23 protein-coding genes are annotated in these 23,597 nt (G+C 59.7%); 8 read left to right on the top strand and 15 right to left on the bottom strand.

Annotated features, from left to right (window positions below; translation table 11 throughout):
* Positions 1-103 precede the first annotated feature (103 nt).
* Positions 104-1,627: a fumarate hydratase gene (locus tag AC1ROI_RS08085; protein ID WP_010457560.1), complete on the bottom strand. Its 1,524-nt coding sequence runs from the start codon at positions 1,625-1,627 to the stop codon at positions 104-106.
* Positions 1,628-2,197: 570 nt separating this feature from the next.
* On the opposite strand from AC1ROI_RS08085, the gene AC1ROI_RS08080 reads away from it, so the two are divergent.
* The 3 genes from AC1ROI_RS08080 to AC1ROI_RS08070 are packed head-to-tail and all read left to right on the top strand — an operon-like array spanning position 2,198 to position 5,013.
* Complete coding sequence (locus tag AC1ROI_RS08080) at positions 2,198-3,304, top strand: GGDEF domain-containing protein (RefSeq protein ID WP_010457559.1); 1,107 nt, start codon at positions 2,198-2,200, stop codon at positions 3,302-3,304.
* On the top strand, positions 3,297-4,232 hold the full coding sequence (locus AC1ROI_RS08075) for an iron-sulfur-binding ferredoxin reductase (RefSeq protein ID WP_102594723.1): 936 nt from the start codon (positions 3,297-3,299) through the stop codon (positions 4,230-4,232). Before AC1ROI_RS08080 ends, AC1ROI_RS08075 begins: the two co-directional genes overlap by 8 nt.
* A 31-nt stretch (positions 4,233-4,263) precedes the next feature.
* Complete coding sequence (locus AC1ROI_RS08070) at positions 4,264-5,013, top strand: enoyl-CoA hydratase-related protein (RefSeq protein ID WP_102594724.1); 750 nt, start codon at positions 4,264-4,266, stop codon at positions 5,011-5,013.
* A gap of 141 nt (positions 5,014-5,154) precedes the next feature.
* Here AC1ROI_RS08070 and AC1ROI_RS08065 read toward each other — a convergent pair whose 3' ends face one another.
* Together AC1ROI_RS08065 and pyk are read right to left on the bottom strand one after the other, a co-directional pair.
* Entirely contained in the window at positions 5,155-6,477 is a 1,323-nt protein-coding gene (locus AC1ROI_RS08065; RefSeq protein ID WP_102594725.1) for a hypothetical protein, read from the bottom strand.
* A gap of 244 nt (positions 6,478-6,721) precedes the next feature.
* Positions 6,722-8,173, bottom strand: a complete 1,452-nt coding sequence (gene pyk / locus AC1ROI_RS08060; RefSeq protein WP_010457556.1) for a pyruvate kinase — start codon at positions 8,171-8,173, stop codon at positions 6,722-6,724.
* A 157-nt stretch (positions 8,174-8,330) separates the two neighbouring features.
* On the opposite strand from pyk, the gene AC1ROI_RS08055 reads away from it, so the two are divergent.
* Together AC1ROI_RS08055 and AC1ROI_RS08050 are read left to right on the top strand one after the other, a co-directional pair.
* Positions 8,331-8,708 carry a tetratricopeptide repeat protein gene (locus AC1ROI_RS08055; RefSeq protein ID WP_010457555.1) on the top strand — a complete coding sequence of 126 codons (378 nt, stop codon included), beginning with the start codon at positions 8,331-8,333 and terminating at the stop codon, positions 8,706-8,708.
* 244 nt (positions 8,709-8,952) lie between these two features.
* On the top strand, positions 8,953-9,312 hold the full coding sequence (locus AC1ROI_RS08050; protein WP_010457554.1) for a PilZ domain-containing protein: 360 nt from the start codon (positions 8,953-8,955) through the stop codon (positions 9,310-9,312).
* A 147-nt stretch (positions 9,313-9,459) separates the two neighbouring features.
* On the opposite strand, the gene AC1ROI_RS08045 is transcribed toward AC1ROI_RS08050, so the two are convergent.
* The 8 genes from AC1ROI_RS08045 to AC1ROI_RS08010 all read right to left on the bottom strand — a co-directional run bounded on the left by AC1ROI_RS08045 (position 9,460) and on the right by AC1ROI_RS08010 (position 17,150).
* Complete coding sequence (locus AC1ROI_RS08045; RefSeq protein WP_010457553.1) at positions 9,460-9,843, bottom strand: DUF6124 family protein; 384 nt, start codon at positions 9,841-9,843, stop codon at positions 9,460-9,462.
* 265 nt (positions 9,844-10,108) lie between these two features.
* Entirely contained in the window at positions 10,109-10,327 is a 219-nt protein-coding gene (locus AC1ROI_RS08040; RefSeq protein WP_010457552.1) for a hypothetical protein, read from the bottom strand.
* 106 nt (positions 10,328-10,433) lie between these two features.
* Positions 10,434-11,765, bottom strand: coding sequence for a DUF58 domain-containing protein (locus tag AC1ROI_RS08035; RefSeq protein ID WP_102594726.1), 1,332 nt, complete (start codon positions 11,763-11,765; stop codon positions 10,434-10,436).
* Entirely contained in the window at positions 11,762-12,763 is a 1,002-nt protein-coding gene (locus AC1ROI_RS08030; protein WP_010457549.1) for an AAA family ATPase, read from the bottom strand. Before AC1ROI_RS08030 ends, AC1ROI_RS08035 begins: the two co-directional genes overlap by 4 nt.
* Entirely contained in the window at positions 12,760-13,923 is a 1,164-nt protein-coding gene (locus AC1ROI_RS08025) for a DUF4350 domain-containing protein (RefSeq protein WP_102594727.1), read from the bottom strand. The genes AC1ROI_RS08030 and AC1ROI_RS08025 overlap by 4 nt, the downstream gene beginning before the upstream one ends.
* Positions 13,920-15,464 carry a DUF4129 domain-containing protein gene (locus AC1ROI_RS08020; protein WP_102594728.1) on the bottom strand — a complete coding sequence of 515 codons (1,545 nt, stop codon included), beginning with the start codon at positions 15,462-15,464 and terminating at the stop codon, positions 13,920-13,922. Before AC1ROI_RS08020 ends, AC1ROI_RS08025 begins: the two co-directional genes overlap by 4 nt.
* A complete protein-coding gene (locus AC1ROI_RS08015; RefSeq protein WP_102594729.1) occupies positions 15,451-16,428 on the bottom strand; it encodes a stage II sporulation protein M in 978 nt (325 codons plus the stop codon). Before AC1ROI_RS08015 ends, AC1ROI_RS08020 begins: the two co-directional genes overlap by 14 nt.
* On the bottom strand, positions 16,425-17,150 hold the full coding sequence (locus AC1ROI_RS08010; RefSeq protein ID WP_102594730.1) for an RDD family protein: 726 nt from the start codon (positions 17,148-17,150) through the stop codon (positions 16,425-16,427). The genes AC1ROI_RS08015 and AC1ROI_RS08010 overlap by 4 nt, the downstream gene beginning before the upstream one ends.
* Positions 17,151-17,332: 182 nt before the next feature.
* Here AC1ROI_RS08010 and sbcB point away from each other — a divergent pair, with 182 nt between their 5' ends.
* Entirely contained in the window at positions 17,333-18,763 is a 1,431-nt protein-coding gene (gene sbcB, locus AC1ROI_RS08005; protein ID WP_102594731.1) for an exodeoxyribonuclease I, read from the top strand.
* A gap of 99 nt (positions 18,764-18,862) precedes the next feature.
* Here sbcB and mvaT read toward each other — a convergent pair whose 3' ends face one another.
* Positions 18,863-19,240: a histone-like nucleoid-structuring protein MvaT gene (gene mvaT, locus AC1ROI_RS08000; RefSeq protein ID WP_007933316.1), complete on the bottom strand. Its 378-nt coding sequence runs from the start codon at positions 19,238-19,240 to the stop codon at positions 18,863-18,865.
* Between the two features lie 340 nt (positions 19,241-19,580).
* Here mvaT and purU point away from each other — a divergent pair, with 340 nt between their 5' ends.
* Positions 19,581-20,429, top strand: a complete 849-nt coding sequence (purU, locus tag AC1ROI_RS07995; protein ID WP_102594732.1) for a formyltetrahydrofolate deformylase — start codon at positions 19,581-19,583, stop codon at positions 20,427-20,429.
* An 86-nt stretch (positions 20,430-20,515) separates the two neighbouring features.
* Positions 20,516-20,692 (top strand): hypothetical protein, encoded by a 177-nt coding sequence (locus tag AC1ROI_RS07990; protein WP_010457533.1) that lies wholly within the window; start codon positions 20,516-20,518, stop codon positions 20,690-20,692.
* Here the strand turns inward: AC1ROI_RS07990 and gpgF are convergent.
* The 3 genes from gpgF to gpgS are packed head-to-tail and all read right to left on the bottom strand — an operon-like array spanning position 20,679 to position 23,561.
* Complete coding sequence (gpgF, locus tag AC1ROI_RS07985; RefSeq protein WP_102594733.1) at positions 20,679-21,674, bottom strand: glucosaminyl phosphatidylglycerol flippase; 996 nt, start codon at positions 21,672-21,674, stop codon at positions 20,679-20,681. The two genes, AC1ROI_RS07990 and gpgF, sit on opposite strands and share 14 nt — an antisense overlap.
* A complete protein-coding gene (gpgD, locus tag AC1ROI_RS07980; protein WP_102594734.1) occupies positions 21,671-22,447 on the bottom strand; it encodes an N-acetylglucosaminyl phosphatidylglycerol deacetylase in 777 nt (258 codons plus the stop codon). Before gpgD ends, gpgF begins: the two co-directional genes overlap by 4 nt.
* Complete coding sequence (gene gpgS, locus AC1ROI_RS07975) at positions 22,440-23,561, bottom strand: N-acetylglucosaminyl phosphatidylglycerol synthase (RefSeq protein WP_102594735.1); 1,122 nt, start codon at positions 23,559-23,561, stop codon at positions 22,440-22,442. Before gpgS ends, gpgD begins: the two co-directional genes overlap by 8 nt.
* Between the last annotated feature and the right edge of the window lie 36 nt (positions 23,562-23,597).

The raw sequence follows: 23,597 nt of genomic DNA, 5'->3' as shown, positions 1-23,597 counted from the left end.
TGTAAGCGGATCGCTTTTAATGCCATCGGCATTATTCGCAAGCAAAAAAAACGGCCGGGTCGTCCATTCAGACGAGCCGGCCGTTTTGGCAAAGTCGCAGTGCTTATTGCACTTCGACCGCCAGGCTTTCACTGATCTTTTTCTGCCAGATGGCAGGACCGGTGATGTGTACCGACTCGCCCTTGCTGTCTACTGCAACAGTCACCGGCATGTCTTTGACGTCGAACTCGTAGATCGCTTCCATGCCCAGTTCGGCGAATGCCACGACACGGGATTTCTTGATGGCTTGCGCCACCAGATAAGCCGCGCCGCCCACTGCCATCAGGTACACGGCTTTGTGGTCCTTGATCGCTTCGATCGCGGTCGGGCCGCGCTCGGATTTGCCGATCATGCCCAACAGGCCGGTTTGCTCGAGGATCTGACGGGTGAACTTGTCCATCCGCGTGGCGGTGGTCGGACCGGCAGGGCCCACCACTTCTTCGCGCACCGGATCAACCGGGCCGACGTAGTAGATGAAGCGACCTTTCAGATCGACCGGCAGGGTTTCACCTTTGTTCAGCATCTCGACCATGCGCTTGTGCGCGGCGTCGCGACCGGTGAGCATCTTGCCGTTGAGCAGGACGGTTTCGCCCGGCTTCCAGCTCTGCACGTCTTCCGGGGTCAGGGTGTCGAGGTTGACGCGACGGGCCGACGGGCCGGCTTCCCAGACGATTTCCGGGTAGGCGTCCAGCGGTGGCGCTTCCAGGGTCGCCGGGCCGGAGCCATCCAATACGAAGTGCGCGTGACGGGTGGCGGCGCAGTTCGGGATCATGCACACCGGCAGCGAAGCGGCGTGGGTCGGGTAATCCATGATCTTCACGTCGAGCACGGTGGTCAGGCCACCGAGGCCCTGGGCGCCGATGCCCAGTTGGTTGACTTTCTCGAACAGTTCCAGGCGCATCTCTTCGATGCGATTGGACGGGCCGCGCTTTTTCAGCTCGTGAATGTCGATGGATTCCATCAACACTTCCTTGGCCATGACCGCGGCTTTCTCGGCGGTGCCGCCGATGCCGATGCCGAGCATGCCCGGTGGGCACCAGCCGGCGCCCATTTCCGGAACGGTCTTCAATACCCAGTCGACGATCGAGTCGGACGGGTTGAGCATGGCCATTTTCGACTTGTTCTCGGAGCCGCCGCCCTTGGCTGCCACGTCCACTTCCACGGTGTTACCCGGAACGATGGAGTAGTGGATAACGGCCGGGGTGTTGTCCTTGGTGTTTTTACGAGCGCCCGCCGGGTCGGCGAGGATCGAGGCACGCAGGACGTTTTCCGGCAGGTTGTAAGCCCGGCGCACGCCTTCGTTGATCATGTCGTCCAGGCCCATGGTGGCGCCATCCCAACGCACGTCCATGCCCACGCGGACGAAGACGGTGACGATGCCGGTGTCCTGGCAGATCGGGCGGTGGCCGGTGGCACACATGCGCGAGTTGATCAGGATTTGCGCCATCGAATCACGAGCTGCCGGCGATTCTTCGCGCAGGTAGGCCTCGTGCATCGCCTGGATGAAGTCAACGGGGTGGTAATAGGAAATGAACTGCAGGGCGTCGGCAACGCTCTGAATCAGGTCGTCTTGCTTGATCACGGTCATGAGTCGCGCTCCTCTAAAAGACGGGAACATTCAATAGCTCTTCGAGCCAGCTTCAAGCTTTGAGCTACAAGCGGCAAGTAAGGGCAGTGTGTGTACTGCTTTGAGCTTGCTGCTTGGAGCTTGCAACTTGAAGCTGGCTCGAAGAGTCAGGGCACGCCGGGGCTGCTGGCGCGACGCTAAAAAGGCGCGGCAGTATACCGCGCCTCGGTTCCGGGCACACCCGCCGAAAGTCAATCTTGCGGCAGGCGGATTTATCTGCGGTGTGGGGATTTAGCGAAACGTCGCCCCGCCCCGTTGGGTGGCGAAGCCGCCCCCGATAGCTACACCTCGGTGAGACAGGTATACCCCGTGTGTCGGATGGGCGATTGCTTCGCAGTCGAACGGGGATAAATCCCCTCGCCACAGGCAAGCTCCCTCACCACAGGTTTTGTGTCATTCAGGGACATGCTTTTGACGCCAGTTTTCTGCCCCGAAAATTGAATGGTCATTTATCAGACACCCCACTAAAGTGGCATTCGGTCTGTAGAGTAGGACACTCGATCAGCCTCCTTTCGCACGGTGAGTCAACGATTGACCCATAACGCCATCCAACGGCTTTTGCTCAAACGCTTCGCCCTCGCAGCCGGCACCTACGCCCTGGCTTTGGTCTTGCTGTGGATGGCGTTTTTCACCGGGCATTACGATGAGCCGCTGACCAGCGTGGCCATCGGCAGCGCGCTGGTGGTGATCACCCAGGGGACGTTGTTCGCGGTGTTTTACAGCGGCTGCAACCTGCGCTTTTCCGACCCGAGCCTGACCGAAGCACAAGTATTGATGGGCCTGGGGTGGCAGACATGGCTGGTTGCCAATCTGGATGAGGCGCGCGGCGCGTTCCTGGTGTTCTACCTGCTGATCATGTTGTTCGGGCTGTTCCATCTTTCGCGCCGTGCGTTTGTGCGCTGTGCCCTGTTGGTGTTTTTCAGTTTCAGTGCGATCACGCTATGGGAGGGCTACCACTTCCAGTTGCACGACCCGGCGCTGGCCGCGTTGCAGGTGTGCGTGCTGTTTATCGTGTTGGTGTGGCTGGAGCTTTATGCCCGTTACGTCCAGGCCTCGCGTCAACGTATGCGCCAACGACGGTTTGCCTTGCAGGCGCACCAGGACACCCTGCGCGGGATGATGCGCCAGCTCGAAGACCTGGTCGCCACCGACGAACTGACCGGGCTGTTCAACCGCCGGCATTTCCTGCGCCTGGCTTCTCGCGAGCTGAACGCGATGGAGGCGGGCGTGGTGCATGGCCTGGCGTTGATCGACCTCGACCACTTCAAACGCATCAATGACGTTCATGGCCACGCTGCTGGCGATCAGGTGCTGCAAGCCTTTGCCGGCGTGGCCACCGCCTGCCTGCGAGAGGGCGATGTGCTGGCCCGTTATGGTGGCGAGGAGTTCGTGGTGTTGCTGCCCGACTGCAACGCCGAACGCCTGACCTCTTGTTGCGAGCGGCTGCGCATCGCCTTTACCGATGTCGAGTTGATCGGACTCAACGTCGCCCACCTCAGTTTGTCCGCCGGCATGACGTTGCTGGAGTTGGGCGATGATCTCGACGACGCCTTGCAGCGCGCCGACCAGGCGCTTTACCGCGCCAAGCGTGACGGGCGCAATCGCTGCGCGGCGGCATGGGAGAACGTCGATGCCTGAGTTGCGCGTCGGCGAGCGCCATTGGTCCGTGGCCCCGGGCAGCAACCTGCTCGATGCCCTGAATCAGAACGGCGTGGCCGTGCCCTACAGTTGTCGCGCCGGCAGTTGCCATGCGTGCCTGGTGCAATGCGTTCAAGGCTTGCCCAGCGACAGCCGTCCCGATGCCTTGAGCGCTGAACAGCGTCAGCAAGGTTGGCGTCTGGCGTGTCAGTGCCAGGTGGTCGAGGACTTGCAGGTGCATGCCTTCGATCCACACGTCGACGGCCGCCCCGCGCAAGTCGTCGCCGTTGATTGGTTGAGCGCCAGCGTATTGCGGTTGCGCCTGACCACCGAGCGACCGTTACGCTACAGCGCCGGGCAGCATCTGGTGTTGTGGGCGGGCAACGTGGCACGGCCCTACTCCTTGGCGAGTCTGCCGGAAGAGGACCGCTTTTTGGAGTTCCACCTCGATTGTCGACAGCGGGGTGAATTCAGCGACGCGGCCCGTCAGCTGAAAATCGGCGACCCGATCCGCCTCGGCGAACTGCGTGGCGGAGCGTTGCAATATGACCCGGACTGGAGCACTCGACCGCTGTGGCTGATGGCTGCCGGTACGGGACTGGGGCCGTTGTTCGGCGTGTTACGCGAAGCGTTGCGTCAGGATCACCAAGGCGCCATACGCGTCATTCACCTCGCCCATGACGCCAGCGAGCATTACCTGGCCAAGCCCCTGCAAGCCATGGCCGATGTGCGTGAAAACCTCAGCATTGAATGCTGGACCCCGGCCGAGTTGCCGCAGGCGTTGGCGCAACTGCGGCTTGTTTCCCGGCAAACCCTGGCCTTAGTCTGCGGAGCCCCCGACAGTGTCGACGCCTTTGCTCGGCGTTTGTACCTGGCCGGACTGCCGCGCAACCAACTGCTGGCGGATGTCTTTGTTCCCCGTGGTTGAGCGCTGATCGTTTAACGACGCGAGACTCGCCATGACCGATGCCATCCAGCTTGAACGCGAACGCGGCCTGCTGACCCTGCGCCTGAACCGCCCCGACAAGAAAAACGCCCTGACCCGCGCCATGTACAGCCACTTGGCCGACGCGCTGAAACAGGCCGACATCGACCCCGACATCAACGCCGTGCTGATCACCGGCAGCGCCGAGTGCTTCACTGCCGGCAACGACATCGCCGATTTCATCCAGCAACCGCCGAGCAACCTCGACAGCCCGGTGTTCCACTTCATGCTCAACTTGCTGGAATGCCGCAAACCGGTGATCGCCGCCGTGGCGGGCGCGGCGGTGGGGATCGGCACGACGCTGTTGCTGCATTGCGATCTGGTGTATGTCAGCCGTGATGCGCGGTTGCGCATGCCGTTCGTGAACCTCGGGTTGTGCCCGGAGTTTGGTTCGAGCCTGATCCTGCCGCGATTGCTCGGGCATGCCAAAGCAGCGGAGCTGTTGCTGTTGGGTGAAGGGTTTAGCGGTGAGCAGGCTGCGGCGTGGGGCATTGCCACCGAAGCGTTGGGCAGTGGCGAAGCGGCGTTGGCCAAGGCGCGGGAGATGGCGTTGCGGTTTGAGTCATTGCCACCGGAAGCGGTGCGGATCAGCAAGCAATTGATGAAAGCGCCGGACCGGGAGCAGCTGCGCACAGTGATCGAAGAAGAGGGCGCGTTGTTCACCCAAAGGTTGCGTTCGCCGGAAGCGTTGGCGGCATTGTCGGCTTTTATCAAACGGCATTGACACCGATCATGCAGCCCGGGACGCTCCCCGTCCCATCAAGAGCCGAACGCGGAGCGTCCGTAGAGGCATTCCCACGCGGAGCGTGGGAACGATCACCAAAAAAACCCGTCATTCACATGGCGGGGCTGACGTTGCTGACCACTACGACAGGTAACGCAAAATGATGAGTTTTTTGCTCCCGGTGTAGGCGGCGACCACTATTTTACCGTCGCTCTGCAACGCCATGCCTGTCGCGACTTCAGTCCCAGGCTCCACCTCGGTGCGGACATAGCCTGTGCCATTGAATTCGGGATCAAATTGTTCATCGATAAACCGTGCAACAACGATATCGACTTCGCCATTGGCAGTCCCGACGCCTCCCACCACCACAATTCTCCCATCCTCTTGAATGGCGCCCGCTGTCCACGCGGTCAAGGCGTCGGGCTCCAGCTCGGTAAACAAGGGCAATCCCCGGTTGAACTGAATATTGGGCGAGCCGTCGGGTTCGATGCTCAGCAACAGGCCCCTGTCGTTTGAAGGCGTGATGGTCGCACCAATTCCCAAAATACGTTGATTGGGCTGTTGAGCCATCGCCTCGAGGCGTAATCCGCCCATGTCGGCCGGGCCTTTGATAATGGCAAATCCACAATCTGCGAACGAGTCGTCGAGAGTACCCTGCGGGTGGTAGCGCGCAAACATGGCAGCGTGAGGTTCACGTTCATCCCAGACCGCTCCACACCCCAGGTACTTGCCGTCGGCCTGCACCATGATGCTCATGAGTTGTGTGTGGTTAAACAAATAGTCGGGATGGGAGACAACGATATGGCCAATTTGATTAAAATCCAGGTCCAGCGATCCTCTATCGTCGAGTCGAATAATCAGACCTACCGCTGTATTCCAGTCGTCAAACGCATGATGCTTGAACGCAAGTATTTTTCCATCGGGCAGGATTTCTACGCCGAAGGGGTTTGAGGAACTGTCGGTGGCTGATTGCAATTCATTCTGGCGAGCGGTACGAGCTGGGGGGTGCACAATAATGTTGTGAACCACGTCGCCGTTTTCGCCGAAACTGCGGTCAAGCTTTCCATCAGCGCTATAACGCGCAAAGGCCGGTGCCTGAAGAAACTCACTGCCGGTGGCGCTACCAAATAAAAGAATTTTGCCGTCAGGTTGAATCGCCAGCGACTTTACGGTTGAACTGAGGCCCTTGAAGCGCCGCACGACGACACCGTCATCACTTTCTTCGCCAAACGTTTTATCGACAGAGCCGTCGGCATTCAGTCGACCCAACAAGTACAAAGACGTTGCCATGTTGTTGTCGTGGTACCAGCCCGCGAAATAGATTTTGCCTTCAGTACCTTCCCCGACGCTTTTGATACTTTCAATTCTGGCCATCGCGTATTGGCCAAAACCAATCCAGGCAATGCCCTTGTCCGCAAAACTTTCGTCCAGCATGCCGGCCTCGGCGGTGCGTTGAGTCTTCATTTATCGATCTCCGTGGTGGGTACGATGAGGCCGGCTGCCGCAGACCAGAAGATGAAGACGCTTTCCTCATGTCCAGTTGGGAGGCGAATTCGTGGCCCAGGCTTGATTGGACGGTCACGGGGCCAGACCTGTCTACTGTCAAACCTGACAGTAGACAGGTCTGTCATTGTCCAGGGCGCCGTTCTTCAGGCGAAAAAAAACCGCCATTCACATGGCGGTTTTCTGTTTCAGCGGTTCTGATCACTCAGACCATCGGATCGCCAACGTGCAGGATTTTCATCCCGTTGGTGCCGCCGATGGTGTGGTAGCTGTCGCCCTTGGTCAGGATGACCCAGTCGCCTTTCTCGACAACGCCGCGCTTGAGCAACTCGTCGATCGCGGCCTGGCTGACTTGCTCAGGCGGCAGCGATGCCGGGTCGAACGGAACGGTGTAGACGCCACGGAACATCGCCGCGCGGGCCTGGGTTTCGCGGTGCGGGGAGAACGCGTAGATCGGCACCGAAGAACGGATGCGCGACATGATCAACGGCGTGTAGCCACTTTCGGTCAGGGCGATGATCGCCTTCACGCCCGGGAAGTGGTTGGCGGTGTACATGGCCGCCAGGGCGATGGACTGGTCGCAGCTTTCGAACACTTTGCCGATGCGGTGGCTGGAGGTCTTGCTGGTCGGATGCTTTTCCGCGCCGATGCAGATGCGCGCCATCGCTTGCACGGCTTCCAGCGGGTACAGGCCGGCAGCACTTTCCGCCGAGAGCATCACGGCGTCGGTGTAGTCGAGCACGGCGTTGGCTACGTCGGACACTTCGGCGCGGGTCGGCATCGGGTTCTGGATCATCGACTCCATCATCTGGGTCGCCACGATCACAGCCTTGTTGTGGCGGCGTGCGTGCAGAATGATCTTCTTCTGAATGCCCACCAGCTCGGCGTCGCCGATTTCCACACCGAGGTCACCACGGGCCACCATGACGGCGTCGGAGGCTTTGATCAGTGCATCGAGGGTGTCGTCGTCGGCCACGGCTTCGGCGCGTTCGATCTTCGCCACCAGCCAGGCCGTACCGCCGGCCTCGTCGCGCAGTTGACGGGCGTATTCCATGTCGGCAGCGTCGCGCGGGAAGGACACGGCGAGGTAGTCCACTTCCATCTCGGCGGCGAGCTTGATGTCGGCCTTGTCTTTCTCGGTCAGGGCCGGCGCCGTCAGGCCACCGCCGCGACGGTTGATGCCTTTATGGTCGGACAGCGGGCCGCCGATCAGTACGGTGCAGTTCAGTTCGGTGGCGGTGGCGGTATCGACGCGCATCACCACGCGGCCGTCGTCGAGCAGCAGCTCGTCGCCCACGCCGCAATCCTTGACCAGATCCGGGTAGTCGATGCCGACCACTTGCTGGTTGCCTTCGGTCAGAGGATGGCTGGTGGAGAAGGTGAATTGATCACCGATCTTCAGCTCGATCTTCTTGTTGGCGAATTTGGCGATCCGGATTTTCGGGCCTTGCAGGTCACCCAGCAGGGCCACGAAACGACCGTGCTTGGCCGCGAGGTCACGCACCAGCTTCGCGCGAGCCTTGTGCTCGTCGGGGGTGCCGTGGGAGAAGTTCAGGCGGGCGACGTCCAGGCCAGCCAGAATCAGCTGTTCGAGAACTTCCGGCGAGTTACTGGCCGGGCCAAGGGTAGCGACGATTTTGGTACGACGGACGGACATGCAAAGACTCCTGAGTTCAAGCGCTGAGTGAGGCTACTATGGTCAGCGGGTGTAGTCATTGTTCGTTTGCACTACTTTTTCGTTTGTTTCTTTAACCGAACATTCCTGAAGATTTCTGCTCACGGGTCGATACAGAGCTCAAGACAGGAGATCCCCCATGCGATTCGTGCTCATTGCCGCTCTTGCCCTCAGTGTGACGGGTTGCGCCCGTTGGTCTATGAACCATCATTTGAATAATGCCTACAGCGCTTACGATCGCGGCAATTGCGAGCAGGTGATGCTCGAATTGTCCAAAGTCGAACGCTCCAGCCGTGCGCGGCCTTATGTGTGGCCGGAAGTGTCGATGATGCGTGGCCAGTGCCTGGAACGGCAGAAGCTGTTCATCGATGCGGCGCAGACTTATCAGTTCATCATGGCGTCCTACCCGCAAAGCGAATACGCCTACCGCGCCCGCGCCCGTCTGGAAACCTTGCAGAGCCTGGGACATTACCCGACTCGCAGCGCCGCGGCCGCCGTGCGCCCGACGCGGTTCTGATTGCCGTTGTCGTGCAAAGGCTGGCCGCCCGGCGGTGGTGAGCTATAGTCGAATGGATCGGTTTTAGAGCCATGTCTCTAGACCGAGGTCATACCTGTGACCGGCAGCCGTAAGCGTCAGCGGATTCATGGACTGACGCACCGGGAACGGGGAGAGCGCGCCAGGCTTTTCAACAAAAGCAAAAACGGCACGTTCCGAAGCATTAGTGCGGCCCTGCTTAAGGGCCTTGCTGGGCCAACTGCGCATGTTTACCGACCGCCGGATCGAGCGGCATCAACTGCCGTATTTTCTGAAAGTATTCAACAGCGTCACCGACAAACCCATCGGCTTTTTGGGCAACGTGTCCGCCGACGGGCTGATGCTCATCAGTCAGTTGCCCATGATGGTGGGCGTCGACTTTGACCTGCGATTGAAAATCCCCGCCAGCGACGGCTGCCAGCAGGTTATTGACCTGACGGCCTGTTGTTTGTGGTGCCACGAAGACGAAACCCCCCACCATTACGACGCCGGGTTCAGCCTGCAACGGGCACCGCCGGAGTATGGGCAATTGGTGGAGGCGTTGACGCAGTACTTCAGTTTTCAGCCGATGCCGGCGTCTGCCTGAGTGTTGTGATGCATCGGCAATGGCCATCGCGAGCAGGCTCGCTCCCACAGGGGTATCGGCTGTCCATAAATTTTGTGGTCACTGAAAATCCCCTGTAGGAGCGAGCCTGCTCGCGATGACGTCAGCTCAGGCGCCTGATAATCAAGCTCAGGTCGTCTTGATCGCCTTTTCGTTATCCAGCGACCGCTCCACCAGCATCAACCCCAACTCACTCATCCGATAAATCGCCATCGCCAGATGCCGCGGCTTGTCGTCCAGACTTTCCGCCAGGTCGAGTAGCAGAATGCTGACCGTCGAGAATGTTTCGTAGGTCTCGATGGTCAAGGCTTCGGGGTTGGCATCAGGGACAACGGTGAACATCTTCATGGCGCGTTCCTCGGTGGTGCGTTCGTTAGCAAAGCACGATTTGGTTTTTTTTTGAGCGAGATGGTGGTTCAGCGCTTTTTGGGCGGCGGTATGAAGTTTTTTTGGATCGAAAGTGGCATAGGCTGAGCACGTAGGCTCGGAAGGGGCAGGTGTAGCCTTCGACATGGGGTTAACTCCTTATTGGATCGCTGATAAGTAGCGATAGGAGAACCTTAATCGGGGTGACTCTCGCCCGAAGTCAGTCGGGGGCACCGCAGGTTGTAGGCAGAAGCAACTGATTATGTAGCCGTTGTACGGCTTCTTGTATATACGTGTAGGACCAGGGTGAATGCAGGCTTGGCCAATGGTCATGACCATTGGCCACAGCAAAGCGAGTCTCTCCACTCCGTCACTCTTCGCTTCGGGTAAAGGGACTATAAAGCGGGGATACCTATTCTCCTTTGAAGTCAGTTGACACAGAGAGAAGAGCCAACGAGATAAACTCTTGATTTTGATCCAGCGTTTCTAGTGCATCTCTTATGTGGCCAGCGACATCGCTCGCACCTTGCTTCTCAGCCCAGATAGTGAGCTCATCCATAGCCGCACCCAACGCTAGTTGGTTCTGGTTGATCTTGATTAGCACTGACGCGAATAGATATTTATCGTCCATGATTTATTCCTTGCTAGCTATTTGGTATTTCGGATTGTCATTGAAATTATTAACTTCAGCTTTGCTGCATTGCTGAGACCGGACATCGCCACCTTTTTTATCGCTATTACATAGCACCTTCTTTCTTCCACCCCAAATACCGCGTCACCAACCCGGCCCCCAACTCTGAGGGCCGGGCATCCACCACCGGCACTCCATGAGCACTCAACTGCTCATGGAGTTGCGCCCGGTCATTCAGGTAATCCACCGTCCCGCAATAGGCCAGCGCCTCCGGCAAGGTTTGCACTGGCGCGTGCCGCAAATCGTCGAGCACGTCTTCGCGCAGACTCGCCACCAGCACCCGATGCAGTTTGCTCAGGCGTTTGACGGCGGTGAGCAGTTCGTCGTCGTCTTCGTCACGCAGGTTGGTGACCAGCACCACGAGCGCCCGGCGTTTCTGGCGGGCCAGTAGCTGGGTGGCGGCAGCCTGGTAGTCGGCGGGGCGTTGGGTGCTGTCGAGGTCATAGACGGTGTTGAGCAACACATTGAGCTGCCCCGTGCCTTTGACCGGGGCGAGGTAGTGCGCGCGATCACTGGCGAACGTGCTCAGGCCCACGGCATCACCCTGGCGCAGGGCGATGTAGCTGAGCAACAGGCAGGCATTGAGTGCGTGATCGAAATGGGCGAGTTCGCCGTCCTGGCTGCGCATCCGGCGGCCGCAATCGAGCATGAAGATGATTTGCTGGTCGCGCTCGTCCTGGTACTCACGGGCGATCGGTGTACGTTGGCGGGCGGTGGCTTTCCAGTCGATCTGGCGCAGGCTGTCGCCTTCACGGAATTCGCGCAGTTGATGGAATTCCAGGCCCAGGCCGCGACGCTGGCGCTGGCGCACGCCGAGCTGGCTGAGCCAGTTGTCCACCGCCAGCAGTTCACCGCCATAGAGACGGGCGAAGTCGGGGTAGACGCGGGTGCTGTCGTTCACTTTCAGCAGACGTTTGCCGGACCACAGGCCCATTGGACTCGGCAGGTTGATTTCGCAATGTTCGAAGGTGAAGTGGCCGCGCTTGAGGGGGCGCAATCGATAGCCCACAAGGCTCTGTTGACCGGGTTGCAGTGCTGCCAGCAGCGGGAGGTTTTCGAAGCTCAGGCCTTCCGGAACATGGTCGAAGATCTGGATGTTCAGTGGTTGATCAAAGTCATGCTCGACCTCCAGCCGCACTTCGCTCCAACGGCCGAGTGCAAGGCTGCCGGGCATCTGGCGTTGGAGGCGTGGCGAGGGCAAACGCTTGAGGCGAACGGCGTCGAGAACGGCCAGGGCCAGCAGCGCCAGCAACAATCCCCAGTTGATCGACAACAGGGTTGAGGGCATGTCGATGTCCAGTGCCCGCAACATGCCCAGCACGATGCCGATGGCGAGCAAGATGGCGAGCCAGATCAGCAACAGGCGCGACGGTTTCACAGACGCGGCGCCGGCACTTGATCGAGCAACTGCTTGAGCACCTGATCGACATCCAGCCCCTCGATGTCGAACTCGGGGGCGATCCGGACGCGATGGCGCAGCACCGACAAGGCACAACCCTTGATGTCATCCGGGATCACGAAGTCGCCGCCACGCAGCAGCGCGCGGGCGCGGGCGCAACGCACTAGGGCAATGGAAGCGCGTGGCCCGGCGCCGAGGGTCAGGCCTGGCCAGGTGCGAGTAGTGCGGGCCAGGCGCACGGCGTAATCGAGGACCTGATCGTCCAGCGGCAGGTCGCTGGCGATGCGCTGCAAGGCCATCACATCCTTGGCTTGCAGCACGGTGCGCAGCGGTTGCACGTCGAGCATGTCGGCGCGGGTCGAGCGGCTGACCTGGCGGACCATGTTCAGCTCTTGATCGGCGTCGGGGTAATCCATGCGCACCTTGAGCATGAAGCGGTCGAGTTCAGCTTCGGGCAGTGGATACGTGCCTTCCTGTTCGATCGGGTTTTGCGTGGCAAGCACCATGAACGGTTGCACGATGGCCAAGGCGCGGCCTTCCAGAGTGACCTGGCGTTCCTGCATGGCCTCAAGTAACGCGGCCTGGGTTTTCGCCGGCGCACGGTTGATCTCGTCAGCCAGCAGCAAGTTAGTGAATATCGGACCCTTGCGCAGTTTGAACTGCTCGGTGTTCAGGTCGTAGACCGCGTGCCCGGTGACGTCGCTGGGCATCAGGTCCGGGGTGAACTGAATGCGCGCAAATTCGCCGCCGAAGCAGCGGGCGAGGGCACGTACCAGCAGTGTTTTGCCCAACCCCGGCACACCTTCGAGCAACACGTGGCCGCCGGCGATCAGTGCAGTGAGAACGTCGTCAATCACGCTGTTCTGTCCGATCACGGCTTTTTGCAACTCATTGCGCACGGCCTGGGCCAACTGACTGGCGCGCTGGCGTTGCTGGGCGGCGTGGGTCGCGCTGCCGGGCTCGATCTGTTGACTCATAGCGTGTTCCTCAAGGTTTGCAGGTGGGCGACCTGTCGACTGAACTCAGCGCTGGACAGCCGCTGTTTCGGTCGCGGGCTCATCGCCTGGCTGATGGCGCGTGTGGGCTGGCCGGTCAGGCGCGCGAGCACCAGCCATTGTTCGGCGACGCCGAGTTGTTCAAAGCCGGGGTGTCGGTGGCGGACACGGCGCAGGATGTCTTGCTGCAAGGCTTGCAACAGGCTGTGCTGACCGCTGCGGCGCAGCATGAAATCGGCGCTGGCGCGCAGGTGTTCCTGAAGTTGCCGGCGACCTTTCGACGCCGGTGCCAGCAGCGGACCCTGGCGTACCCCGACATGCCAGAGCGCAAGACCGATCAGGGCGATGAGGGCGACCAACGCCTGAGGGAAGTTGCGCAGCAGCAAGGTCAGCAGACTGTCGTGGTCGGTATTGAATAGCAGGGTCACGCGCGTGTCGGCGGTCAGGTACCAGAGCAGCCAGGCATTGTCGTATTGGGCAATGGCCGGGGTTTTCCACAGGTCGGCGTCGGTGACGACGATGATCGAGCCGAGCCCGTGTTTCAACTGCATCATGTGCGTGGCCTTGCCACTGTTGGCCCAGGCTTGCGCGAGGTTATTCGGGTCTTCAAGATGGAACGCCGTATCGAAACTGGCGTAGGCCGGCGCGTTCTCGTCTTCCAGGTACAGCTTGGTCAGTTTGGGGAACGGGTCGTCAAGGATGTCCGGTGGAGGCTCCTTGAGGTCTTTGCTCAGCGACTGATGCACCTGCACGCGATCGAGCAGCAGGTCATTGCTCTGGCCGGTCTTTTCATCCCACAGCGACTGGGCGACAAACAACAGGCGCCCGCCGGCCCGGGTCCAGTTCATCACTTGATCAATCTGGCGTGGGGTCATGTTGTAGCGATCACCGAGCAACAACAGGCTGTGCTGATGCGGATCGAGGCTGGGCAGCACGTCGAGACTGTTGGCATGGCCGACGGTCAGACCCTGTTTGCGCAGGAAATGCTCGGCGGCCAGATAGGGATTGGCCTGGGCTTCGGGCGTGGGGCCGTGATCGATTTCGGCCTGATACGGCGTGGCTTTCAGGTACAGATAAACACTCAGCGCGCCCACCAGTACAGTGATGAACACGCCGACCGAAAGCCACCAGCGCCGGTTCAACGGACGGCTCCCGGGCCGAACAAGGTTCGCCAGCCGTCACACAGTTCCTGTTGCAAATGCGCGGGTGGCAATCGATGCCCGTAGGCCATGTTTTGCCAGTGCCCGGTCAAGGTTTTGCTGAAAGCGAGCAAGGCCGGTTGGTGCAGTTGTTCGACGCGTTGCAGCACCTCGCCTTCGGTGTCGGCGGGTTTCAGTGCCATGTTGTGGTCGTGCAACAAATGGCTGAGCAGGGCGCGATAGAGCAACCCAAGGGCCGCGCGCGGGTTGGTTTGCCAGAGACTTTCAGCGCTGGCGGCAATGTCGGCGGGCAGGGTTTCGCGGCTCAGGTCCAGGCCGAATGCTTGCTGCGGTAACGGACGCGCGGCTCGTCGGTTCAACACCGGCCGACGACTGACGAATGCCTGCAACCAGTCGCGGTAACGCCAGATCAACACGCCGATGGCGCTCATTACGGCGGCCCAGAGCAGAACTTCAATCAGGTTGGCAATAAAGCCGAAACGCTGGCTGTCGAGCAGACTGGCCAAAGCCTTCAGCCATTCGGGTGTTTTCCCGTCGTCCGGGGTTTTGGTGTCGGGTTTGTCTTCGCCAAATCGATAGCGGGTCACCGTTTCCTTGTTCGTGAACGGCGGCTGATCGAGGATTGTTTGGATGGTGTCCCTAGAGGCCTGGCTGGTCAGTGGTTGGTCCAGCAGACGTGGGCTGTCCGGGGTAATGACCGGCTCGGCGGCCCAGACGTTTTGCGTGGTCGGCACCAGCATTATCGCTGCCAGCAGCAGAGTGACCGCCATGGTGTTGAGGCGTTGGCGCAATCGGCGGAACACCAGTTCGATGTCCCAGGCTTCCAGCACCGTGCGTCGATTCAGATAAAGGCTGAAACCGCAGGCCACGTAGATCGGTTCCCAGACAATCAGCACCAGCACGTAAAAGAAATTCGTCAGGTGTTCCAGCCAGCGCCAGTCCTGGCTGGCCACGTCGATCAAGGTCTGCCAGCTCCAGTCGAGTTCAACCTGCTGTGGCAGGAACATATAGAACAGCACCATCAGGCCAATCCACAGCGCACTTTCCAGGTGCACGCCAATGATCGTCAACCACTGCGCTGCACCGGCGTTGCGCTGCAGCAACACCCGCAAGCGCTGCTGTCGTTCATCACCCGCCAGGCCTTCGAGTTGCACCACCGGCATCAGAAAGCTGCGGCTCAGGCTCAGGCGTCGCCAGGTCAGGCTGGCCAACAGTTGTGGCTTGAGCAGGTTCGGCCATTGGCGCAGCGCCTGTTTCAAGGTGGGCGTTTCGCCGAACATGGCTTTGGACAGGATATACAGCGGCAAGCGCTCGAATGCCGGTTTCAACCACCAAAAGATAAACACGGCGAGGGAGGGTGAATCCCACAGGAAAAAGCTGAGCAGCGCGAAGATCGGCAAGGTGATGATGGCCCAACTGGTCATCAGCAACCGTCGATGGCGCTGGCTCAGCAGCACGCCCAGGTCCATGGCTTCCCAGGAGTTGCGCGGGCGGATGACGACCGTGGCATCACTCAGGCGCATGGCGGGTCCGTCCGGCAAACAGCAAGTAAGTCGCCACCAACAACCAGAGCGCGGCGCCGACCAGGTATTTGGTCATGGGGGCCGGCGCGGTCATCGACGACCAGTAGGCTTCGATAAACGCGGCAATCAGCAGAAACAGCATGACGCCGCAGATCAGCAACACGCTTTTGCGCGCTGCCAGTCGCAACGCTTCGGCGCGGGGCAGGCGTCCCGGCGCGATCAACGCCCAGCCCAGTTGCAGGCCGGCGGCACCGGCCAGGGCGATGGCGCTCAGTTCGAACGCGCCGTGACCAATCACGAAGGACCAGAAGGTTTGCCCGAAACCGATGTGCGTCAAGTGTCCCGCCACCGCACCGATCATCAAGCCATTGAACAGCAGGAAAAATGCGCTGCCCAGACCAAACAGCAACCCGCTGGCGAAGGTCTGAAAGGCGATGCCGATGTTGTGCATGATGTAGTAACCGAACATCACCCAGTCTTCGCTGGCGGCGCGTTCCGCCGAGCGGCCCAAGTGGCCGGCGACCGGGTCGTACATGCTTTGCATCTCACTGACCTGCTCGGCCGGGATCAGGCTGTAGACCAGGTCCGGGAACAGATACACCAGCAGCGCGAAGCCGATCAGACTGCCAAAAAACATCAGGCTGGCGGCGAGCACAAAGCGCCATTGTTCGCGCACCAGCCGCGGGAAGCCGGCAAGGATAAAGCTCAGTATGTTGGTGCCCAGTCGACTGCGATGCCGGTAAAGCTGTTGATGCCCGCGCAGCACTTGTTGCTGCAACGAGTCGATCAGGAAACTGCTGTAGCCCCGTTCCTGAGCCAGTGCCAGTTGTTGGCAGAGCCGTCGATAGTCTTTCGGGAAAGTGGCGATACCGGAAGCGTCCTTGCCGCGCTCCAGTTGTTCAAGCACCAGGGAAAACCTCGCCCATTCGGCCTTGTGGCGATTTTCGAAAAGGCTTTGATTCATGCGGGCCCCAACAAACCACGAGCGATGGCGTTAAGTTCCGTCACGGCGCGTGGCGCGGGAACCTGCAAGGGTTGGGCAAGGATGGACGCGAGTTCATGGCTGCGCGCCTCGGAAAGTTCGCCTTGGCGCTCGGCAAACCCGAGGACGGCACGTTGCTCGGGTAGCGTCAGGGCAAAGGCCGGGCGCCGAGGCTGGACGTCGGGCAGTTGCGGTCGGGTCAATGGCTGTTCGCGGTAGATCACCAGCGTGCCGGCGGCCAGGTCACCGAGGCGTTTGAAGGAGGGGTGTTGCAGGCAACTGATGGCGCCGAGGAAGTAGCCAAACGGCAACAGGTCGACGAATCGCAACAGGTTACGCAACAGCGAGGCGGACCATCCGATCGGGGTGCCGTCGTCATGTACCACGCGCAACCCCATCCATTGTTTGCCCGGCGAACGGCCCTGATTGAGGACCTCGAACAGTACCATGTACCACCAGCTGACCCCGAACAGCAGGATCGAGCCCAGCCCGGCACCGAGTTTTCCCAGAAACGCCAACACGATAAACAGCACGCCGAGTATCAGCCCGCGCAACCCGAGGTCGATGGAGAACGCCAGCGCACGAACCATCAACCCGGCCGGGCGCAGTGGCAAGTCGATGCCTTCGGGCGTTTCGACTTGATACCGCGTGTCCAGTGGTGGGGGCAGCGTCGCATTCCTTGGCAGTGCTGTGGTCTCGAGCATGGGCAACCTTGATGTGGCCTGTTCGGGATTCGATATCTGTCCGATGCTAGCAGCCTCTCGGGGGAAAACGACATAACTATGTATTGCACGTTGCGAAACCAGAAGTGATTGAATGACAAGTTACTGGCCGGGGCGGGATGTGAACGCCTAGACTTTGCCGATCTTCAGTTCAGGAACAGCCCGTGACCTCGATCTTCTGGTACGACTACGAAACCACCGGCATCAATCCCCGATGCGACCGCCCCCTCCAGGTGGCGGGAATTCGCACCGACTTCGATCTCAATGAAATAGACGAGCCGGTCAACCTCTTCTGTCAGCCCAGCGACGACATCCTGCCGCATCCAGCAGCCTGCGCGATCACCGGTATTACGCCCAGCCAGCTGGCCGAACACGGTTTGAGCGAAGCCGACTTCATGACCCGGGTGCACGCTCAACTGGCGGCACCGGGGACCTGCGGCGCGGGTTACAACACGTTGCGCTTCGATGACGAGATGACCCGTTACAGCCTGTACCGAAACTTTTTCGACCCGTATGCGCGCGAGTGGCAGGGCGGCAACAGCCGCTGGGACCTGATTGATGTGGTACGTGCGGCCTACGCCTTGCGCCCCGATGGCCTTGTCTGGCCAACCGATGATGAAGGGCGGGTGACGCTTAAACTCGAACGGCTGACCGCCGTCAATGGCATTGACCACGGCAATGCCCACGAGGCGCTGTCGGACGTTCGCGCCACCATCGCCCTGGCTCGGCTTATTCGCGAGAAGCAGCCGAAGTTGTATGACTGGTTGTTCCAGTTGCGCGGCAAACAAAAGGTGATGGATCAGATTCGGCTGTTACAGCCGATGGTGCACATTTCCGGACGATTCTCGGCGGCTCGCAGTTATGTCGGTGTGGTGTTGCCACTGGCCTGGCATCCACGCAACAAGAACGCCCTGATTGTCTGTGACCTGCATCTGGATCCCCAGGGGTTGCTTGATCTGGAAGCAGAAACCTTGCGTCAGCGCCTGTATACCCGCCGTGATGACCTGGCCGACGGCGAATTGCCGGTGCCGCTCAAGCTCATTCATATCAACAAGTGCCCGGTGGTGGCGCCGCTGTCGGTACTTCGTCCTGACGATCAGCAACGCCTGGGGCTGGACATGGCGCTTTATCAGGATCGCGTACTGCGGCTAAGTGACGCACAACAAGTTTGGCGAGATAAAGTGTTGGCTATTTATGCCAGCGAAGATTTCACTCCGAGCCGGGACCCCGAACAACAGTTATACGATGGTTTTATCGGTGATCGGGATCGTCGTCTATGTGAGCAAGTCAGGGCCGCCGACCCAGCCCAATTATCACAACAGCAATGGCCTTTCGATGACGAACGTTTACCTGAATTATTGTTTCGTTATCGCGCACGCAACTTCCCCGATACGTTGAATTCCGAGGAGCAAGAGCGCTGGCAAACATTCTGTCAGCAACGTTTGTCGACCCCGGAGTGGGGGGCGCCCAATACGCTTGAAAGTTTCGTAGAAGCCGCAGCCCAATTGAGCGTTACTGCTACAACGTTTCAGCGAGAGGTACTGAGTGAATGGCAGAATTATGTCCAGGAATTACGCAAACGTTTGAATCTTTGAAAACGAAAAATGCCCGGGCTGTATTCCGGGCATAAAAAAACGCCAGCATCAGCTGGCGTTATTTTTTGTCACGGATAAGTCTTTGACAACCTATTGGGCTTAGCCCAACAGGGTAGCCCAGCCTTCAACCACGTCACCGCCCCACTTGGCTTTCCACTCTTTCAGAGTCTTGTGGTTGCCACCTTTGGTTTCGATGACTTCGCCGTTGTGCGGGTTTTTGTATTGTTTAACTTTGCGAGCACGCTTGGTGCCAGTAGTTTTTACTGCGCCGCCACGTGGTGCTTTGGTCTTGGACTCTGGGTCCAGCAACGCGATGATGTCACGCAGGGACTTGGAGTATTCGCCCATCAGGGTGCGCAGTTTGCCTTCGAATTCCAGCTCGGTTTGCAGTTTGTCGTCTTGGGACAGGTTCTTCAAACGGGCTTGCAGCTCTTTGATAGCTTCTTCGGTGGCGCGATATTCGTTGATCAAGGACATGAGGACTACCTTATGTTGGGCGCTGGATGGCAGGGTGACAGTGCCGCAATAATAGTCAGGGTGTTTCATCAAGTAAACATTTAACCGGCTTTTTATTTAAATTAGTTGCGATGAATAGGGCGTCAATTCAACGCAGAGTTAAAAGTGTGATGCAGTCATCACAGATATTCACAATTGAGCGCTTGAAGATTGACTACAAGAACACCATCGCGCGGGTGGTGAGGGGTTGCCGGAATCTGTTCCACTGACCCGCGTGCAGGTCAATGTGTCATCGATACTGCAGTTTTGCTGCGCAATCGCTAGAATGGCGGCCTTTGCGAAGTTCTGGAGTTTCCCCCTCATGCGCACTTTTCGGCTGGTGATTGCTTGCCCGGACCGCGTCGGCATCGTTGCTAAAGTCAGTAACTTTCTGGCGTCACATAACGGCTGGATCACTGAAGCGAGCCATCACTCGGACAATCAGAATGGCTGGTTCTTCATGCGTCACGAAATACGTGCCGACTCGCTGCCTTTCGGTATTGAGGCCTTTCGCGAAGCGTTTGCACCCATTGCCGAAGAGTTCTCGATGAACTGGCGCATTACCGACACCGCGCAGAAAAAGCGCGTTGTGTTGATGGCCAGCCGTGAGTCCCACTGTCTGGCCGACTTGCTGCACCGCTGGCACAGTGATGAACTGGATTGCGAAATTTCCTGTGTGATTTCCAACCACGACGACTTGCGCAGCATGGTCGAGTGGCACGGCATTCCTTATTACCACGTGCCGGTCAATCCACAGGACAAAGAGCCGGCCTTCGCCGAAGTCTCGCGCCTGGTCAAACATCACGATGCCGAAGTGGTGGTACTTGCCCGTTACATGCAAATCCTGCCGCCCGCGTTGTGCAGGGAATATGCGCACAAGGTCATCAACATTCACCACAGCTTCCTGCCGTCGTTCGTCGGCGCCAAGCCGTATCACCAGGCCTCGATGCGTGGCGTGAAGTTGATCGGTGCGACGTGTCACTACGTGACCGAAGAGCTGGATGCCGGTCCGATCATCGAGCAGGACGTGGTGCGCGTCAGCCACAGCGACAGCATTGAAGACATGGTGCGTTTCGGCCGTGACGTCGAGAAAATGGTGCTGGCCCGTGGTCTGCGTTATCACCTGGAAGACCGGGTGCTGGTGCATGGCAACAAGACCGTAGTGTTCTGATCGCCGCACATCACGGTTGAAATTCGAAGGGCCTGGGCGTTCAATCGCTTCAGGCCCTTCGCCGTTTCTGCACTGAGGACATGACCATGGCCGATCCACTCGACAAAGCCACTTCCAAGGCCCCCGCCACGTTGGGGGAGGGCTGTTTGAGTCGCTACGACCCGGATGAGATGAGCCCTGAAGACGGCACGGAGTTTCCCGGTGCCGCCGAGTTGTGGGAGCAGTTGCAGCAGCAACCCGAAGACAAGCCTAAGCCTGCTTGAACTTCATCAGTTTCTTCAGCAGCGGCCGCCCCAGCATCAGCAGAAACACCGGGCCGCCCACTACCAGGTAGAAGTAATACGTCACCGTCCGCCAGATCAGAATCGCCGCCGCGGCGGTGGATTTCCCCACCATGGGCGCCAACAGCGCCGCTGAAGTCAACTCCGCCGCCCCCGCACCGCCCGGCAGCAGACTGAATTGCCCTGCACTCAGCGACAGCATCTGGATCAGAAAGCACCAGGCCCACTGCAAGTCGGCCCCGAGCCCGCGCAACGCCAGATACAGCACGCTATACCGCAGGAGCCAATGCACGCAGGTCAGGGCAAACACCTTGATCAACGTCAGAACGGGCAACTTCAGCGTGTCAGTGAACGCCGCCAGGAAGTGCAGGAGCTTGCGTGCCCAGCGCAGGCGCGTGGTGCCTTTGACGTTGAGGCGAACGAGCAGTCGCCCGCTCAGGCGAATCAGCAGTCGATGGTAGCGCGCCACCACCACGCAACTGAGCAACCCGCCAAACATGGAGACGGCGCTGACGATCAGCAGCCATTCCAGGCGTTCGCTGAGGTGCTGGAACAACGCATAGATCAGAATCCCGCTCAGCGCGCAGAGGAAAAACAGCAGATCGCTGAGTTGGTCCATGGCGAACACCGCGCTGCCCCGTGCCGGGCGCACGCCATTGCGCGCCAGTAGCGCCATGATGGTCAGCGGGCCGCCGCTGCCGCCTGGGGTGGCGCAGTAGGCGAACTCGGCGGCCATCACTACGCCAAGACTCTTGACCCGGCCGACCTTGTCGCATTGATCGCCCAGCAACAGGCGCAAGCGCAGGGTGTTCACCACCCAGCACAGCAAGATCATGCCGAACATGATCAGCAATTCATTCAAGGGGAAATTTTGCAGCCGCGACCACGTCTCGTTGCCGCCCAGCAGCAATGGAATCAGCACCGCGGCGAGCAGGGCGATAAACAGCAGAATGCCCCGGCTCATGCGGCGCGACCGAGACGATCACTGTGAAAAGAGAGCCACTGGGCCTTGGTCATTGGCACTCGCCCCTCATCGAGCAAGCGCTTGAGGGTTTGCATCCAATAGTTGCGCGAAAATCCATGACGCATGTCCACCGGGTGCAGTCCAAGGCGAATCACCGGCGCGTGCCGCCAGCGCTGTTCACGCTGGTCGCTGATGATTTTCGACAGCCCCCGGCGCCAGGCACTGCGCGCACTCCAGACCAGTCCCGGCGCATCGATGGCCTTGAAGTCCGGCAGCCGATAGAGATGCTGTGAATCGCTGGTGTAGCCCAGCGGTAACTGGCGTAACGCCTGCCGAGTGCCTTCGCTCATCAACCATGCCGGGGCGACAAAGCCTTCCAGTGGCCAGTGATAACGATGGAACACTTCGATTCCGGCACGCAGGCGGGCGAGGGCGGCGGCTTGCGACAAGCTGTAAAACTCGCCTTCGTGGGTATAGATCCGGCGCATGAACCAGTCTCTGGGATTGCTGGGAGGAGGGCTTTCGTCGCAATGAAAGTAGCCGTGCAATGCCAGTTCGTCACCTAGGGCAACTCGGCTGGTCAGCCATCGGCGAAATCCCGGATGCTCGTCCAGGTCGTTGTGCTTGTGGAAGTTCGGCACCACCAGCCAGGTCATCGGCACCTCGCCCAGGGCATCGACAGCCTCGACAAAAGGCTGGTAATCGGCCCAGGTCTGCGGCGCAACGTCATGCAGCACGAGTACCAGGCTGGGCAGGTTCATGGGCTCAACCATTGGCGGTCAGCGGCCATTGGCTGCCGAGCACTGCGTGATAGTGCCCCAGCAGGCTGTCGACCACGGTGTCCCAGGCGTAATGCTGTTCGACATGGCTGCGGGCGCGCATACCCAGGGCGGCGCTGTCGTGGCTGAACAGCTCGCGGACGGCATTGGCCATCGCCAGGGGATTGTTCGGCGCGCAGAGCAAGCCGCATTGATCGGTGACGATTTCCTGAAAGGCCCCGGCGGCTACCGCCACCACCGGAATACCGCTGGCCATGGCTTCGAGGATCACCAGGCCGAAGGTTTCCTGATCGCCGGCATGCAGCAACGCGTCAGCGCTGGCCATCAAGCGCGCGACTTGCGTGGCCGGGCAGAACTCATCGACGACAGTCACGTTGTCCGGCACCACAGCGGGCATGGAAGAACCGACTAGCAACAAATGATAACGAGGCCCCAGACGTTTCATGCAACCGAGCAAGACCGGCAGGTTTTTTTCCTTGGAGCCACGGCCGGCAAAAATCAGCAGATGGGTGTTTTCATCAATGCCTAACTCGGCCCGCAAGCCGCTGTCCCTTGCTTGGGGATTGAACGTTTGCAGGTCGACCCCCAACGGCTGGACAAACACATTCTTCACGCCAAGACCGATCAACTTGTCGGCCATGACCTGACTCGGTGCCAGCACCCGGTCGAAGTTGCCATACAGCTTGCGGACATAGGCCTCGACATTCGGGGTCACCCAATTGCCCATTCGATTGCTGACCAGCAGTGGCAGGTCCGAGTGATAAAAGCCGATCACCGGCACATCCAGTTGCCGGCGCGCATCCAGAGCTGCCCATGCGGTGAGGTAAGGGTCGCCGACTTCGATCAGGTCAGGCTGCAAATCATGCAGGACATTTCGCCATGGCGCCAAGCGGAGAGGAAAACGATAACCCTTGCCGAAAGGTAGGGCCGGGGCTGGAACTGAGTAGACGCCGTCATGCTCACTCAGGTGTGCCCCTGGAATCAGCAAACTGTGGCGAATGCCTGGCTTGATGCTCAGGCGACGGTGCTTGGCATCCAGATACGTGCGCACGCCACCGCTGGCCGGGGCGTAGAACATGGTGATGTCCGCGATATGCACAGTGAGCATCCCTCCGGTCCGTTGTTCTCCCTTGGTTGACCTTTA

Source organism: Pseudomonas sp. GW823-FHT02C02, assembly GCF_058797635.1.
The sequence above is the reverse complement of the archived record's forward strand: the minus strand, read 5'-3'. Positions and strand labels throughout refer to the sequence as shown.

What these genes read in the sequence shown, in the direction of transcription:
- gpgF (WP_102594733.1), bottom strand. Translation starts at nt 21,674, where the DNA reads ATGAGCCGGGGCATTCTGCTGTTTATCGCCCTGCTCGCCGCGGTGCTG.
- gpgS (WP_102594735.1), bottom strand. Translation starts at nt 23,561, where the DNA reads ATGCTCACTGTGCATATCGCGGACATCACCATGTTCTACGCCCCGGCC.
- gpgD (WP_102594734.1), bottom strand. Translation starts at nt 22,447, where the DNA reads ATGGTTGAGCCCATGAACCTGCCCAGCCTGGTACTCGTGCTGCATGAC.
- AC1ROI_RS08030 (WP_010457549.1), bottom strand. Translation starts at nt 12,763, where the DNA reads ATGAGTCAACAGATCGAGCCCGGCAGCGCGACCCACGCCGCCCAGCAA.
- AC1ROI_RS08045 (WP_010457553.1), bottom strand. Translation starts at nt 9,843, where the DNA reads ATGTCGAAGGCTACACCTGCCCCTTCCGAGCCTACGTGCTCAGCCTAT.
- AC1ROI_RS08085 (WP_010457560.1), bottom strand. Translation starts at nt 1,627, where the DNA reads ATGACCGTGATCAAGCAAGACGACCTGATTCAGAGCGTTGCCGACGCC.
- AC1ROI_RS08070 (WP_102594724.1), top strand. Translation starts at nt 4,264, where the DNA reads ATGACCGATGCCATCCAGCTTGAACGCGAACGCGGCCTGCTGACCCTG.
- pyk (WP_010457556.1), bottom strand. Translation starts at nt 8,173, where the DNA reads ATGTCCGTCCGTCGTACCAAAATCGTCGCTACCCTTGGCCCGGCCAGT.
- AC1ROI_RS08015 (WP_102594729.1), bottom strand. Translation starts at nt 16,428, where the DNA reads ATGAATCAAAGCCTTTTCGAAAATCGCCACAAGGCCGAATGGGCGAGG.
- AC1ROI_RS08010 (WP_102594730.1), bottom strand. Translation starts at nt 17,150, where the DNA reads ATGCTCGAGACCACAGCACTGCCAAGGAATGCGACGCTGCCCCCACCA.
- purU (WP_102594732.1), top strand. Translation starts at nt 19,581, where the DNA reads ATGCGCACTTTTCGGCTGGTGATTGCTTGCCCGGACCGCGTCGGCATC.
- AC1ROI_RS08065 (WP_102594725.1), bottom strand. Translation starts at nt 6,477, where the DNA reads ATGAAGACTCAACGCACCGCCGAGGCCGGCATGCTGGACGAAAGTTTT.
- AC1ROI_RS07990 (WP_010457533.1), top strand. Translation starts at nt 20,516, where the DNA reads ATGGCCGATCCACTCGACAAAGCCACTTCCAAGGCCCCCGCCACGTTG.
- AC1ROI_RS08055 (WP_010457555.1), top strand. Translation starts at nt 8,331, where the DNA reads ATGCGATTCGTGCTCATTGCCGCTCTTGCCCTCAGTGTGACGGGTTGC.
- AC1ROI_RS08040 (WP_010457552.1), bottom strand. Translation starts at nt 10,327, where the DNA reads ATGGACGATAAATATCTATTCGCGTCAGTGCTAATCAAGATCAACCAG.
- AC1ROI_RS08075 (WP_102594723.1), top strand. Translation starts at nt 3,297, where the DNA reads ATGCCTGAGTTGCGCGTCGGCGAGCGCCATTGGTCCGTGGCCCCGGGC.
- AC1ROI_RS08050 (WP_010457554.1), top strand. Translation starts at nt 8,953, where the DNA reads ATGTTTACCGACCGCCGGATCGAGCGGCATCAACTGCCGTATTTTCTG.
- mvaT (WP_007933316.1), bottom strand. Translation starts at nt 19,240, where the DNA reads ATGTCCTTGATCAACGAATATCGCGCCACCGAAGAAGCTATCAAAGAG.
- AC1ROI_RS08020 (WP_102594728.1), bottom strand. Translation starts at nt 15,464, where the DNA reads ATGCGCCTGAGTGATGCCACGGTCGTCATCCGCCCGCGCAACTCCTGG.